General features: G+C 51.9%; 14 protein-coding genes. 9 read left to right on the top strand and 5 right to left on the bottom strand.

What is annotated here, in order from left to right; translation table 11 throughout:
* Positions 1 to 78 precede the first annotated feature (78 nt).
* From J3482_RS13620 to J3482_RS13630, 3 genes are all read left to right on the top strand, one after another.
* The gene (locus tag J3482_RS13620; RefSeq protein WP_021295168.1) at positions 79 to 1392 is read left to right on the top strand and encodes a glucose-6-phosphate isomerase; all 1314 of its coding nucleotides are present in this window, start codon (positions 79 to 81) and stop codon (positions 1390 to 1392) included.
* A gap of 19 nt (positions 1393 to 1411) precedes the next feature.
* Positions 1412 to 2077 (top strand): fructose-6-phosphate aldolase, encoded by a 666-nt coding sequence (gene fsa / locus J3482_RS13625; RefSeq protein WP_021295169.1) that lies wholly within the window; start codon positions 1412 to 1414, stop codon positions 2075 to 2077.
* Positions 2078 to 2317: 240 nt separating this feature from the next.
* Positions 2318 to 3796 (top strand): aldehyde dehydrogenase family protein, encoded by a 1479-nt coding sequence (locus J3482_RS13630; RefSeq protein ID WP_021295170.1) that lies wholly within the window; start codon positions 2318 to 2320, stop codon positions 3794 to 3796.
* Between the two features lie 199 nt (positions 3797 to 3995).
* On the opposite strand, the gene hxlB is transcribed toward J3482_RS13630, so the two are convergent.
* A complete protein-coding gene (gene hxlB, locus J3482_RS13635; protein WP_021295171.1) occupies positions 3996 to 4559 on the bottom strand; it encodes a 6-phospho-3-hexuloisomerase in 564 nt (187 codons plus the stop codon).
* 6 nt (positions 4560 to 4565) lie between these two features.
* Positions 4566 to 5198 carry a 3-hexulose-6-phosphate synthase gene (gene hxlA / locus J3482_RS13640; protein WP_021295172.1) on the bottom strand — a complete coding sequence of 211 codons (633 nt, stop codon included), beginning with the start codon at positions 5196 to 5198 and terminating at the stop codon, positions 4566 to 4568.
* A 189-nt stretch (positions 5199 to 5387) separates the two neighbouring features.
* Here hxlA and J3482_RS13645 point away from each other — a divergent pair, with 189 nt between their 5' ends.
* Positions 5388 to 5753 carry a winged helix-turn-helix transcriptional regulator gene (locus tag J3482_RS13645; RefSeq protein ID WP_031217875.1) on the top strand — a complete coding sequence of 122 codons (366 nt, stop codon included), beginning with the start codon at positions 5388 to 5390 and terminating at the stop codon, positions 5751 to 5753.
* A gap of 6 nt (positions 5754 to 5759) precedes the next feature.
* On the opposite strand, the gene J3482_RS13650 is transcribed toward J3482_RS13645, so the two are convergent.
* From J3482_RS13650 to J3482_RS13660, 3 genes are all read right to left on the bottom strand, one after another.
* Entirely contained in the window at positions 5760 to 6212 is a 453-nt protein-coding gene (locus J3482_RS13650) for a threonine/serine exporter family protein (protein WP_021295174.1), read from the bottom strand.
* A gap of 11 nt (positions 6213 to 6223) precedes the next feature.
* Entirely contained in the window at positions 6224 to 6982 is a 759-nt protein-coding gene (locus J3482_RS13655; RefSeq protein ID WP_021295175.1) for a threonine/serine exporter family protein, read from the bottom strand.
* Between the two features lie 143 nt (positions 6983 to 7125).
* Positions 7126 to 7953 carry a hypothetical protein gene (locus J3482_RS13660; protein WP_206922557.1) on the bottom strand — a complete coding sequence of 276 codons (828 nt, stop codon included), beginning with the start codon at positions 7951 to 7953 and terminating at the stop codon, positions 7126 to 7128.
* 223 nt (positions 7954 to 8176) lie between these two features.
* On the opposite strand from J3482_RS13660, the gene J3482_RS13665 reads away from it, so the two are divergent.
* From J3482_RS13665 to J3482_RS13685, 5 genes are all read left to right on the top strand, one after another.
* On the top strand, positions 8177 to 9019 hold the full coding sequence (locus J3482_RS13665) for a VanW family protein (protein WP_206922558.1): 843 nt from the start codon (positions 8177 to 8179) through the stop codon (positions 9017 to 9019).
* A gap of 152 nt (positions 9020 to 9171) precedes the next feature.
* A complete protein-coding gene (locus J3482_RS13670; RefSeq protein ID WP_146824439.1) occupies positions 9172 to 9954 on the top strand; it encodes a Cof-type HAD-IIB family hydrolase in 783 nt (260 codons plus the stop codon).
* Positions 9955 to 10088: 134 nt separating this feature from the next.
* The gene (locus J3482_RS13675) at positions 10089 to 10349 is read left to right on the top strand and encodes an HPr family phosphocarrier protein (RefSeq protein WP_021295180.1); all 261 of its coding nucleotides are present in this window, start codon (positions 10089 to 10091) and stop codon (positions 10347 to 10349) included.
* Between the two features lie 285 nt (positions 10350 to 10634).
* Positions 10635 to 12476 carry an ABC transporter ATP-binding protein gene (locus J3482_RS13680; RefSeq protein WP_206922559.1) on the top strand — a complete coding sequence of 614 codons (1842 nt, stop codon included), beginning with the start codon at positions 10635 to 10637 and terminating at the stop codon, positions 12474 to 12476.
* A complete protein-coding gene (locus tag J3482_RS13685) occupies positions 12473 to 14488 on the top strand; it encodes an ABC transporter ATP-binding protein (protein ID WP_206922560.1) in 2016 nt (671 codons plus the stop codon). The genes J3482_RS13680 and J3482_RS13685 overlap by 4 nt, the downstream gene beginning before the upstream one ends.
* The last annotated feature ends 214 nt before the right edge of the window (positions 14489 to 14702 follow it).

A 14702-nucleotide genomic window follows, 5' to 3' on the forward strand; every position in this document is an offset into this window, starting at 1 on the left:
GGGCGACATGCCTCGTGTGTCGCGAACAATTACCGGTGAACGGGTTGCGTGGGAGTAATCAGAACAGGAGGGACAAAGATGTTGAAGCTCGATTTAAGCTATACAAACGGCTTCTTGAACGATGGCGAAATCGCGAATGCGCAGTCCATCGTCAACACCCTGCATGAGGACTTGTTACATAAACGCGTACCAGGGGCAGACTACCTGGGGTGGCTGGACTTGGCATCGCGTACGCTGAGTGAGGGTGTTACCGACATCCTGCAAACAGCGAAAGAGATTCGTGAGAAGGCTGATGCACTTGTTGTCGTCGGTATCGGCGGATCTTATTTGGGGGCCCGTGCAGCTTTTGAATGGGCAAAACCGGAGTACTACAATCAATTGCCAAAGGACGTGCGCAAGGGTCCGGAACTGTACTTTCTGGGGAATCACATCTCTTCAGACGCGGTTGCGGACTTGTTGACCATTCTGAGTGGCAAGCAGGTATATGTGAACGTGATTTCGAAGTCCGGAACCACGACGGAACCGGCTATTGGCTTCCGCTTGATTCGCGAGTGGATGATTCAGCAGTATGGTGAGCAAGAGACCAAGAACCGGATTGTGGCAACAACTGATGCTGCGAAGGGCGCACTGCGCAAGTTGTCGACGGATGAAGGCTACAAAACGTATGTCATTCCTGACGACGTCGGCGGACGCTACTCTGTGCTCACACCTGTTGGGTTGCTGCCGCTAGCTGTCGCCGGTGTCGACATTGTGAAATTGCTCGAAGGTGCTGCTGAAGGCGAAAAACTGTTTGGTGTGCCTTCACTGTCGGAAAACTTGGCGTACCAATACGCGGTCGCACGCAATGCACTGTATCGTAAGGGGTATGTCACCGAAATCTTTGCGCACTTTGAGCCAGGTCTGCACTATTTTGCAGAATGGTGGAAGCAATTGTTCGGCGAGAGTGAAGGGAAGGATCAGAAAGGCGTATTCCCAGCATCCGTTGGATATACGACAGACCTGCACTCGATGGGACAATTCGTTCAAGAAGGGTATCGCAACCTGTTTGAGACGTTTGTGCACATTGAATCGGTGAACCACAGTGTCTCCGTACCATCTGCAAAGAACGTCGAAGATGGTTTGGAATACCTCGCGGGTAAAGAACTTTCGTGGGTGAATGACAAGGCTCGACTTGCAACGCAGAGTGCACATGCTGAAGGCGGCGTTCCGAACTTGCTGGTACATGTACCGGATAGGTCAGAGCATTCGCTTGGCATGCTTTTCTATTTCTTCGAACGCGCGTGCGCGATGAGTGGCCTGTTGATGGGTGTTAACCCATTTAACCAACCCGGCGTGGAAAATTACAAAACCAAGATGTTTAAGTTGCTTGGCAAGCCTGGGTATCAAGACTAATTTTAGGAGGTATGTTTCCATGAGAATTTTTGTGGATACCGCGAACTTTGATGATATTAAAAAGGCCTATGATATGGGCGTGCTCTCTGGTGTAACGACCAACCCATCCCTCATCGCGAAGGAAGCAGGGGTCCGTTATGAAGACCGTCTGCGCGAAATCGCGGATTACTGCAAAGGCATTGAGTCCATTAGCGCCGAAGTATTCGGTGAAACAGCAGAAGAGATGGTTAAAGAGGGCCTCGCATTCAGCGAAATCGCTCCAAATATTACGGTGAAACTCCCGCTCACGCCAGATGGCCTGCGTGCGTGTCGCCAATTGACGGACAAGGGTATCACGACGAACGTCACATTGGTATTCTCTGCAACGCAAGCTTTGTTGGCTGGCCGCGCGGGCGCTACCTACGTATCCCCATTCATCGGTCGTTTGGAAGATGTTTCAAAGGGCAGCGGCATTGAGCTCATCAGCCAGATCGCAAGTATCTTTGAACAACACGACATCAAGACCAACATTTTGGCCGCTTCGATTCGCACGGTCGATCATGCACTGGAAGCAGCACTTGCTGGTGCAAATGTTGGAACGATGCCATACAAGGTTATCGAGGATATGACCAAGCATCCGAAAACAGCAGAAGGCTTGGCAACATTCGCAGCCGACGCTGAGAAATACAAGAAGAACCTGAAGTAATTGCACGTTCTTCTCGGGGCGCCCTTCGAGGGTGCCCTTTTTCTATGAGGTTCTTTGGCGATGGGACAGCGTTTTGTTCATTTCGGTGAGTAAACTATCTGATATGCAAATTAAATTTACTTTATGTTCATTACTTGTAATATGTAACTTGTGACTATATAATGAACCTTGTAGCGCTGGTCTTGCGTATTTACCATCTCCATACGCGTGATTCTTATCATTTGAAAGAAGGCATTATGGATGGCTACTGAACCGATTGTTGTCAATGCAATTATTAACGGGGAAGCAGTTGCTGCGGAAAAACAATATCCTCGTGAAAACCCTACCAAGCCTAGTGAAATCGTTGGCTACGGACCAGTCAATACCAAGGAGGATGCGATTCGCGCGATTGATGCAGCGGCGGCAGCATTCCCCGCATGGGCGGCGACGCCATTGGAAGAACGAATTGCGCGTATGCGTAGTGCGATTGCAAAGGTGAAAGAGGCCACACCGGAATTTGTCACATTGCTTTCACGCGAACATGGTAAGGCCAAGTACGACGCTGAAGGAGAAATGTTCGTCAGTCTTGCATGGATGGAATATGCCTGCGATGTGGCGGCAGATGTCCTGAAAGATAAAGTAGAAGAGCGCGAAGATGGAAGAACGATTATCACGCGGGATCCGATGGGTGTCGTTTCTGCCATCACGCCTTGGAACTACCCGATTTCTTTGTCGAGTATTAAGATTGCGCCAGCGCTCGTGGCCGGCAATACCATGGTCCTTAAGCCGAGTCCATTTGCACCGCTGACGGTGACCAAAATGGTCGAACTGATGGCGAAGGAGTTTCCTGCAGGTGTCCTGAACATTGTGCATGGTGATGCGGATGTCGGCGTGGAGCTAACCAGCAACCCGAAGGTCGCGAAGATTGCCTTCACGGGTGGCACGCGGACGGCTACACACATTATGAAGGCTGCTGCAGACACCATTAAGAACATGACACTCGAACTCGGCGGCAACGACGCTGCAGTGCTTCTTGAGGATTTTGACGTGAATGATGAGCGGGCCATGCGCCGCTTGGTCATCTCCAATTTCTTGACCGGTGGTCAAATTTGCATGATTGCAAAGCGTGTCTACGTTCACCGTTCGATTTACGACAAGTTCGTCGAGAAGTACATTGAAGCAGCTAACAAGTGGATCCGCCTTGGCGACCCATTCAATCCTCAGGTGACCGTTGGCCCTGTAAATAACCAACCGCAGGTCAAGCACGTGCAGCGCTTGGTCGACGACGCGAAGAGTCGGGGTGCACAGGTGATTCCGCTCGGTCAAATCCTGGACCCGGAAGTATTCGAAGAAGGATATTTCCTGCAACCGACGTTGGTTCTGGGTGCCGGATACAATGACCCGATTGTGGTGGAAGAACAGTTCGGACCGACGGTTCCGGTGCTTCCGTTTGACGATGACGATCACGCCGTGGCCCTCGTCAACGACAGCATCTACGGACTGACAAGCTCTGTCTGGGGTGAGACGGAGCACGCGATTCGCGTGGCTCGTCGCATTGAGGCCGGAACTACGATGATTAATACCGCGGCGGTTCAGGGGCTCGATGTTCGCTTCCCATTTGGGGGCGTGAAGCAATCTGGTATCGGTCGCGAATACGGTGCAGAGGGCGTTACCTCTTATACCGAGACGCATGTCATCAACATTCCGAAGGTCGGCGAACTGCCAAACATTCCGGAATAAAGAAGAGCACTAGAAAAAACTCGTGTCGCCCGGTTCTGCAACCGGGCGACTTTTATGTGCAGATGTGTATGTGAGAACGCACTCAGCTGTGTGTTAGCGCGAACCTCGATGTCCCTAGAGAAATGAACATGCCCCCGTCACTTCCACTAGGAAGCGCGGGGGCATGTTTATTATGATGCACCTGATCTATTCAAATGATCTATTCAAGATTGGCGTGTCGTGCAAACATTTCAGCTGCCGCGATGTGCTGTTGATCCATTAGCCGCAACACCACTGCATCGCCGAATAGCAGGAGGCTTTGCTCAAACAGTGATCCCATTGGTTGCATGGTCATGGCAGCTCCGCCGCTTGGCCCTTGCTTCGGCTGGGCGTGAATTTGGACTACCGCTTTGGCGAGACGGCCAATCGTCGAGTCGGGGGTCGTCGTGATCAGGGCGACAGAACCTCCAAGTTTGGTTGCCTTTTCGGCCATTGCGACCAGGCTGCGCGTTTCGCCGGATCCAGAGCCGATAATGAGCAAGTCACCGGACGTAAACGGCGGCGTGACGGACTCGCCGACGACGTGGGCGTCGATGTTCAGATGCATGAGACGCATCGCGAATCCCTTCATCATGAAGCCGGAGCGCCCGGCGCCAGCGACAAAAACGCGGCCTGCGCCGATGATGGCCTGGATAAAATCAGCGACCTCGGATTCCGACAACGTATCCAATGTCCGCGACAGCTCAGCTAAAATCTCGGCTGTATAGGTTCGTACGGTCTGCATGGCGACTCAACCTTGTTGAATCAATTGTTTCATCTCTTGTGCGACAGCACGCTTGTTGGATTCGCCGGTAATACCGCCTCCGACAATCACAATATCCGGCTGTGCTTTGACAACCTCTGGAAGCGTCTTGAGCTTGATACCGCCGGCTACGGCAGTTTTGGCGCTTTTGACCACGCGTTTGATGGTGCGCAGGTCGTCAAATGGGTTCTGACCAGCCGCTTGGAGGTCGTAACCCGTGTGCACGCAGATGTAATCTACGCCTAATGCGTCCACTTCGCGAGCGCGGGTTTCGAGATCTTTTACACCAATCATATCGACCAGGATTTTGCGGTTTCGCTTGCGTGCTTCTTCGACGGCACCTGTGATGGTTGCATCTTCAGACACGCCGAGAATCGTAATGTAATCGGCCCCAGCTTCGGATGCGCGCATGACTTCATAGCCGCCTGCGTCCATCACTTTGAGATCGGCCAGGACTTCAAGATTCGGGAATGCCTCTTTCATTGCCTTTACAGCGTGAAGCCCTTCGTCGATGATAATTGGCGTACCAATTTCGACGATGTCAATGTATTCTTGAACTTCTTTAACCAGTTCAATCCCTTCCGGGATATTTACCAAATCGAGAGCCAACTGCAATTTCATGAATTCCACTCCCTTGTCTTTAAATGGTCGAGACGCCCTGAACAACAGAATCGTTGCCAATCAGGAACAATGTGCTCGACAAGAAGAGATGTTATACTCAACATGTTATTTTCGGAAGTACACACTTTTTTGTGATATAGTACCCCGTTTGTGATATAGTACCTTAAAAGAAGCTATGAAAAAGGGGAGATGGACGTGAAGACATACGAGTTTAACTGTGAGAAGGAATTGACGCTGTCGGTCATCGGCGGGAAGTGGAAGATGATTATTCTTTGGCATATTGGTCTCGACAGTCCGCAGCGGTTTAGTAAGTTGCGCAGACTCCTTCCGAATGTGACGCCGAAGATGTTGACGTCACAATTGAGGGAGTTGGAGAACGACGGCATCATTCACCGCAAAGTGTATCAACAAGTGCCGCCAAAGGTAGAGTACACGTTGACAGAACACGGGAAGAACCTGATGCCGATACTAGAACTGATGTACGACTGGGGGAAGTCGTACGCACGGGACATGAATATCGACATATCCGGATGGACTGCGAAGAGCGACGTGTGAGTGCTGTTAGGACGTCTTCTTGCGCAGTAGCCGGAAGGAGAATATCAACCGCATAATGATATCGGAGGCGGCTAGGCCGCAAGCGATGCCGACTGCACAGAAAAAGACGTTGACAAAACCGTATAGCGCGGCCGGATAGTCGTGGGTGATGAGCGCGCGGAACGCTTCAAATGAAGTGATGCCCGGTACGACCGGAACGAGTCCGGGGATGTAAAAGACAATCAACGGCATTTTATGAACGCGCGCAGCAACTTGTCCGGCCAGTGCGAGCAGCAGTGAACACGCGAAGCTGGATACGAAAATTCCGTAGTGGTGGATGCTGAGCTCCCAGAAACCGAGCCAGCCAATCGTGCCAACGATACCGCCTGTGATGATAGATTTGCGGGGGACGTTGGAGATGATTGCGAATGTGATGGATGATAAGAATCCCAGTGCGATATTGAGTAGGATCTGCCCCATATTCCCTGCTCCTAGATGATAAAAAGATAATATACGGTGGCGATGCCGGTTCCCAGGGCTCCTGCAATCAGGGTGGCCTCTAACCCGCGCATGACTCCGGATAAGTAATGTTTTGCGATAAGGTCGCGGATTGCCGTCGTGATGGCGATTCCTGGAACAAGTGAAGCGACCGTCCCAATCATCACGGACCCGATGTTTCCGTCGGAAAAGGCGGTCAAGAAATAGGCCAGTGTTCCCCCGACGAATGCCGCGATGTATTCAGTGAAAAAGTTAGCCCGGATGAAGCGACAGGCGCACAGGTGGATCAAATAACTGACAAGGCCAGCAGCCATGGCCGCCGGAAGTTCGGCGAAGCGTCCGCCGAACATCAGCACGACAGCACCGCTGAGAACCGTGGTGCAGACCATGCGCAACCAGAGTGGATACGATGTTTGTCGCGATGAAATGTCACAAAGAGCCTGGTATACCTCGTGGATACTGATTTCGCCACCGGTAAACGAGCGGGAAAGTTGATTCACGGCCGTGATTTTCTCCAAGTTCTGGCCGCGTGAATCCACTCTGACGAAGTTCGTGCCTACACTGTGATCGAGCTGTACAAAAATCCCATTCACGGTGGCGTACGTGTATGTGTGAGAACTGTTCTCAGTGCCGAGGGCGTGGCGAATCATCCGCTCCATGGTATCTTCTACCCGGCTCGTCTCCGCACCGCTTTCTAACATGATCTTTCCGGCGAGCAAACTCGCCTCAAGGATGATTTCTCTTTCTGTCACTGTGCATAGCCCACTCCTGTGCCGTATTCGGCATATCTCTCGATAGCGTTCAACAAATCGCGATCATCAAACGGATACCCTCATTGTACCAGAGCGCGATGAGGCTGGAGAATGGTACGTTTTTCGTGCTGACAAGCCCGCGGTCACGATAGGTGGCTGTCGATGAGCAAACATACGGTCCCCAGGGTCATTAAAGTGGCTGAGGCCAGTTTTCGCAGGCCGTGTGTTTCGCGCAAGAATACCACGCCCACGATGGTCGCAGTCACACTCGACATGGTGGATAGCGCTTCGATGACCGCCGGGTTCACCCATCGAAGCATCGCGAACAGGGTGATATAGGCAATGGCGTTGGTGCTGGCAGCGACGATGCTGAGTCCAGGTTTGAGGAAGAACAATTTAGCTAGATTCTGCGTCTTTCCGAGGAATACAGAAGGGACAATCATCCACAGGCCAATGGCGGTAAACAGGCTTGCGGCGTAGGCGATGGGCGGTTGGGATCGATTCGCGACGTCAATGAGTCTGGCGATGGCTAATAGGGCGTCGCTTAGAATCATGAGCAGGACAGCTCGATTCCACTGGCGCACGGTGAGCAGCCAGGCGCCAATCGCGAATAGTGCGAGGCCAAGTAGCGACCAGGCGGAGCCGAATGGATGCAGGAGCCAAAGCATCACGACAATGGCATTTGTCCACGGGCTGACGACGCCGACGGGGCCGTCACTCAACGAGATGGTATAGAGTCCAAATGCCACTGCGTAAAGGATGCCTGTCCAGATGGTGCTGCCAATCCAGATGAGTTGTCCTTGCGAGGCCGCAAATATCCATAAGACGATAGCTGCTCCGCCAAAGCCCACGCCCATTGTCGCGAGCGCGCCTTGCCGCACTCGGCCCAATCCGTGTAATGAGACCCGCTCTGCTGTCAATGAAGCGATACGGATGAGCCCTAGTAAACCAACCATAACCGTGGTTCCCATTTCTCCACCTCCGGCTGTAGGAGTTTATGAGACAAGTCTCCAAAAAAGACGAGGGATATTTGTTCGGCGCTCAGGGTCTCCGATTATTCGGTATAGAAAACAACAAGTTCGGAAACATATGGATATTCACATATGTAAAGGAGATAGTGCGTTGTTGGGCTTGCTCACTATTATGGGATTCTTAGGTGTCAACACGGTGCTATGTAGGGTGGATAGTAGACAGATGTATGCCACACTACCACAGGCGTTCTTTGTTGTTTCTGAGACGAGTTCAGCGCGGACGTTTGCGGCGAAGCCCTCGGTTCAGCCGTATATGCCCCCTGACCCCAGTGAACCTCCGGGGCGACAAACGGCGATTGCACTGGGACTTCCATACGTGCTTTCGGAGCGGACGACGAATTATTTTCACGCGAGTCCGACACAGGCGAAGAACATTGAGTTGGTGGCCCGACGCTTGAACGGTACGGTCGTCGCACCTGGTGAGACATTTTCTTACAATCAGCACCTTGGTCCGTACACGGCGGCCAATGGGTATGGATGGGGTCGGGCTTTCTTGGGGGATAGAATTGTGCCTTCGATGGGGGGAGGCGTTTGTCAGGGGGCAAGCACCTTGTATTCCGCCTTACTACGCACAGATTTGTCAATTGTCGAGCGTCATCAACACGGATTGACTGTTCCTTATTTGCCGCCTGGAGAAGATGCGACGGTGTCGGAACCCACTTTGGATTTTCAGTTTCGAAACGATACTGCACGGCCCATCGTCATTGGCGCGGCGACCGATGAGGAGAAGCGATGTTTTACCGTTGCACTTTGGGGCGCAGCGCCAGGCAAATCGTTGATGGTGCATCATAAGGTGCTTCGCACTACCAATTTCCCAACGATACATAAGCCATCTGACAAGTTACCGGTTGGACGGCAGCGGATTCTGTTTCCAGGTCAACCTGGCGTTGAGGTTGAAACGTGGGTAGATAATCCGCATGCGGGAGGCCATGTGGAACGTCGATGTGGGGTGGATCACTATTTGGCGAGTCCACGCGTCATCGAGGATGGGCGTGCCCCGCACTGACGCGCGATTTCACGATGTATTTTGCGATGTGCTCAACGTTCTCGGGTGCTTCCAGAGCGCTTCCCTTTGTCGCTTGACTGATACATTTTGGATGGCGCATTGTAAGACAGGCAGGCAGTGCACCTTGGTCAAGTTACCTGGGAGGTCTACGAATGTACAGAATGGTCTTTTTTGATATCGACGGAACGCTATTGAACGCCAAGCGACAGTTGCCGGAAACTGTAATCTGGGCGGTCAAAGAACTACAGAACAACGGGATTATCACCGCCATCGCAACTGGGCGCACGCCTTATAACATCGAGGACGTCATCACTGCTTTAGGGATAGATACCTATGTCGTCTATAATGGCGGATTGTTGATATACGAAGGTGAAGTGCTCGAGCAGACGGAAATTGAGCCACCGACGTTGAAGTCGATGGTGGAGCGAGTGCAAGCGCATAAGCATTCGTTGATTGTGAATGAACAGCATGGGTACAGTGTGCTCAGCGACAACCCTGAGTACGTGCTGGGGCTGCTTGGAAAGCACTGGAACCGCAAACGGATGCGTTTGTTTGATGGGCTTCACGGCCCAGTCTCGCAACTTGAACTGTTTTGTTCGTTTGCTGAGATTCACGAGTACATAGAGGCCTACCCAAATCTGACATTCCATCCATGGTCAACTGGCGATAGTATGTTTAATGTGATTCCGCGAGGGGTGTCAAAAGCGAAGGGAATTGCGTCCATCATCGAGCGGTTGGGCATCGACCGCGAGGAGGTGGTCGCGTTTGGTGACGGGCCCAATGACATGGAAATGATTTCATATGTAGGTATGGGTGTTGCCATGGGCAATGGTGTGGACGAACTCAAGCAGGTTGCCCGGATGACGACGAAGGCGGCTGATGACGATGGAATTGTTTACGCACTTCGCGAACTTGGACTCTTGAGCAAATCTTGAAGGACGGACAGTGCTTTCGAGTGGCTGAAATCGAGGACGTCTGGTATCGTGGAAACGATGACATTTCCATCACGATGGGACGTCTCGAAAGTTTATGAAAGTCTGGGTACATTAGCGTAAAAGGGGATTATGTCATGCAAAAGGAAGTTACATTGAAAAATGCTTCCGGGCTTCACGCTCGGCCGGCTTCATTATTTGTCGCAGAAGCATCGAAGTTTTCTTCGGATGTCTTTGTTGAGGTAGATGGGAAGCGGGTGAATGCCAAGAGTATTCTTGGTCTGTTGACGCTGGGTATCCCACAGGGGAAAACCATTACGATTATTACTGAGGGATCAGACGAAGAGGCCGCGTTAAATACGTTGACGAAAATGATTGAAGACGGCTTCGGCGAATAAGTATTGACAGTCCAGGGAAACGGTGATATGTTTTCCAGTATCACAACTAGGAGAGGGGTTAGCATTCCCATGAAATTCATGATCAGAATGAATCTCAGACAGCAGAATAATTGCATGAATGGGAATGTGGCCGTCAGGTTGTGACGCGAAGTACTTCGTGGATAAAATAACATGGTACGCAGGTCGCATTCGAATGTGATCTGCGTTTTATTTATCCAGATATTTGTGGATAAAGGCATATCGCAGAGTGCGATATGCCTTTTCGTCGTTAGGGGTTGGCTGATCTTGTTTACTGTATTACGAAAATTGGGATGGTTCTTTTGGGCGCATCGTTGGCGTTATGGCGTGGCGTTAGGACTTCTGTTATTGCTCAACTTTGTGGAAATCGTACCGCCGGATTTGGTCGGTAACGCTATTGACCACATGAACCAGGGAACGATGACGACGCATTATTTAGTACAACTTATCGCCGTGCTCATCGGTATCACGGTCATCAGTTACGTATTTGGCTTCACCTGGATGTATCAGTTGTTTGGCGGTGCTAACATGTTACAGCGCACCTTGCGTGCGCGGCTCATGCGCCATTTTTTACGGATGACCCCGACGTTCTTCGAGCAGAATCGGACGGGCGATTTGATGGCGCGGGCGACCAATGACTTGAATGCCGTTTCGCAGACGGCTGGATTTGGGATTTTGACGCTGATAGACTCTACGACGTTTTCAGCGACGATTTTCGTGACGATGGGGATGCTCATCAGTTGGAAACTGACGTTGTTATCGCTGATTCCGTTGCCAGTTATGGCGTACGCAATGACGAAATACGGGCGAATTTTGCACGACCGCTTTACCTTGGCGCAGGATGCGTTTGGGGATATGAACGATGGTGTACTGGAGACGATTTCCGGTATCCGCGTCGTGCGGGCTTATGCGCAAGAACGCCGTCAAGAAGCAAAATTCGAGCAGACTATTGCGGATGTCTATCAGAAGAATGTCGCTGTCGCGCGTATTGATGCTTTGTTTGACCCCACTATCAACATCCTGATAGGCATCACTTATCTTATCGGTCTTGGCTATGGGACGTACCTGGTGTTTCAGAGTCAATTGACCATTGGTCAATTGACGTCGTTTAACGTGTACCTTGGGATGCTGATTTGGCCCATGTTGGCATTTGGACAATTGATTAACATCATGCAGCGCGGTAACGCATCGCTCGACAGAGTCAATGAGACGCTTCGGTATCAGCCGGACGTGCACGATGTTGGTGAGGACGGTGTGGAGGTAACGATTCCTGATGTGATTGTGTTTGACGACTTGTCGTTTCGCTATCCCAGTTCCGATACCGACAATTTACGTCACATTGATCTTACGATTCGACGTGGGCAAACCGTGGGTATTGTTGGCCGCACAGGGAGTGGCAAGTCGACACTCATCCGCCAGTTGTTGCGCGAGTACCCGCCTGCGTATGCCGGATCGTTAACGATAGCAGGCGTACCGATTGAACAGTTGCGCTTGTCTCATTTGCACAGCTGGCTTGGTTACGTGCCTCAGGAGTCGATGCTGTTCTCGCGGACTGTCGCAGAAAACGTCCGCTTCGCCGCGCCGGATGCGACCGATGAGGAGGTGCGGCGGGCGCTTGAAATGGCCGACTTCTGGAAGGACGTCGCCGCGTTGCCTAGTGGTCTCGACACGTTGGTTGGCGAGAAAGGGGTGTCGTTGTCTGGTGGGCAGAAGCAGCGGATAGCTTTGGCCCGGGCTTTGATTACGAAGCCAGAGATATTGCTCTTAGATGATGCGATGTCTGCGGTTGACGCACGAACCGAAGCGCATATTTTGGCTGCTATTCGCAGAGAGCGCAAAGGGCATACGACGCTGATTGCCACGCATCGGATGTCAGCCGTGGCGCACGCGGATTGGATTGTTGTCCTTGATAACGGCGAAATTGTCGAAGCTGGCACACATCGCGATTTGATGCGGCGCGGTGGCTGGTACTGCGAACAGTACCGCCGTCAACAGGCGGAAACGGGTTTGGATACAGCGGCAGAGGTCACTGAGGAAAACTGGGCAAACGGCGGTGAACGAGACGCGCCTGCAATATCTGTAGTTGTGGAGAGGAGCGGAGTAGAATGAGTGTGAATCGCCGACTTTTGGCGTATGCTGCGCAGTACAAACGGACGATTTGGGTAGCTATTGCAATGCTCGCCTTGTCCGTGGCCGCGCAGCTGGGCGGCCCATTTGTCGCCAAGGCGATGATTGATAGGCATATTCTTGGCATTGAGCGCACGTGGTATGAGGTCCCGGCGAATGCTGCGAAGGCGGTCGTTTTTCGAGGGCATTGGTACGAGCGTGGTGATTACTTGGCGATGGGAGAACCGCATCGTCACCCGGCTACCTTACTTGAGGTTGGGCGAAGTTTTTATTTTGTGCAATCGGCCCTCCCCTTTACTGATGACCCGACCGTACACGGTCATCAAGTGACTGTGCGCTCGGGTGACCGGACGGTGACGGAACCGGCCATCCGACTGACGGCAAGGGAGTTATTCGCCTTCTATCAACCGGAAGTCCCTGGACTTTGGCGGTTGGCAGTATTGTACTTTCTGCTTTTGCTTGGCGGTGCGGGATTCGCTTATGGCCAGCAGTATTTACTGCAGATTTCCGCGAATCAAATTTTGCAGCGGATGCGACGGGAGGTATTTGCGCAGATTCAGCGTCTGCCCATTCGCTACTTTGATACGTTACCTGCTGGCAAGGTTGTCTCGCGCATTACAAATGATACGGAAGCCATTCGCGATTTCTACGTGACGGTCGCGGCGAACATGCTTTCCAGCATGATTATGATGGCAGGCATTTATATCGCCATGTTTATCTTGAGTGTACAACTTGGTTTGATTTGTCTGGCCTTGTTGCCGATACTGGCGGCGTGGGTCATCTTTTATCGCAAGTATGCTGTGACTATCAATCATCGCATCCGTGTACTGCTTAGCGACATTAATGCCATGATTAACGAGACGATTCAGGGCGTGCCCGTGATTCGTGCGTTCAATCGCGCAAATCGGACGCAGCAGGAGTTTGATGCGCTCAACGAAACGTATTACGACAGTCAAATTAAATTATTGCGAATCAATTCTGCCACTAGTCACAACCTGGCAGGTGTTTTGCGCAACGCCTTTCTGGCTTTGGTTATCGCCTTATTTGGCTGGCGCGCCGTTCATGGGGTCGTTGCGGCGATTTCATTCGGTATGCTGTATGCCTTTGTCGATTATCTAAGTCGCTTGTTCCAGCCGGTGGTCCAACTAGTCAATCAATTGTCGAACCTCGAACAGGCGCGGGTGTCGGCTGAGCGTGTCTTTGAACTGCTCGACGAACCCGGTAGGGATGTTGTCGACGGGGAGATGGCACGCTATCGTGGTCGGGTTGAGTTTGAGCATGTAACATTTTCATACGACGGCGAGCACGATGTGCTCAAGGATCTCTCGTTCGTCGCGGAACCTGGTCAGACGGTGGCGCTGGTGGGCCACACCGGGTCAGGAAAGAGTTCGATTATCAACTTACTCTTCCGGTTTTACGATGCCACGCGGGGGCGCATTCTCGTGGATGGGATGGACATTACAGAAATTCCACCGCAACATCTGCGAAAGCACATGGGGATTGTTTTGCAGGATCCGTTTCTGTTCACGGGCACCATCGCCTCCAACGTGAGTTTGGGGGATGAGTCGATTTCGCGCGTGCGTATCGAGCAAGCATTGCGCGACGTGGGCGCCGATAGACTGCTCGCTCATTTGCCAAACGGCTTTGACGAACCCGTGCTTGAACACGGCAGTACGTTGTCGGCTGGGCAGCGCCAATTGATTTCGTTTGCGCGTGCACTCGCGTTTGATCCGGCCATCCTCGTTCTTGACGAAGCCACATCGAGTATCGATACGGAGACGGAGGCAATCATCCAGGACGCTTTGGACGTGCTTAAACGTGGACGTACGACGTTTATCATCGCGCATCGCCTCTCGACGATTCGCACGGCTGACCAAATCCTTGTGTTGGATGGGGGCGTCGTTGTGGAACGCGGCACACATGACGAACTGATGCGGCTGCGTGGCCGTTATTATCAAATGTATCAACTCCAACAGGGCAATGTGTCGGCATAATCGGCACCTGCCTTCTTGGCGGAAGAAGACTCACGGATAGGGGTGAATGCATGTTTTTTTAATGAAAGTCGAGAATACATGGTTGACGCTAGGTTAATATTCATGATATATTATCTCTCGCCGCTTCAAGCGGTGCTGTCCGTAAAGCTTTTGGTTCCTTGAAAACTGAACACACACGCCTAAAAGTTTCGGTCGACGTGACCTTGGTCACAGC

The organism is Alicyclobacillus suci (assembly GCF_017329615.1).
Classification (GTDB): Bacteria; Bacillota; Bacilli; order Alicyclobacillales; family Alicyclobacillaceae; genus Alicyclobacillus; species Alicyclobacillus suci.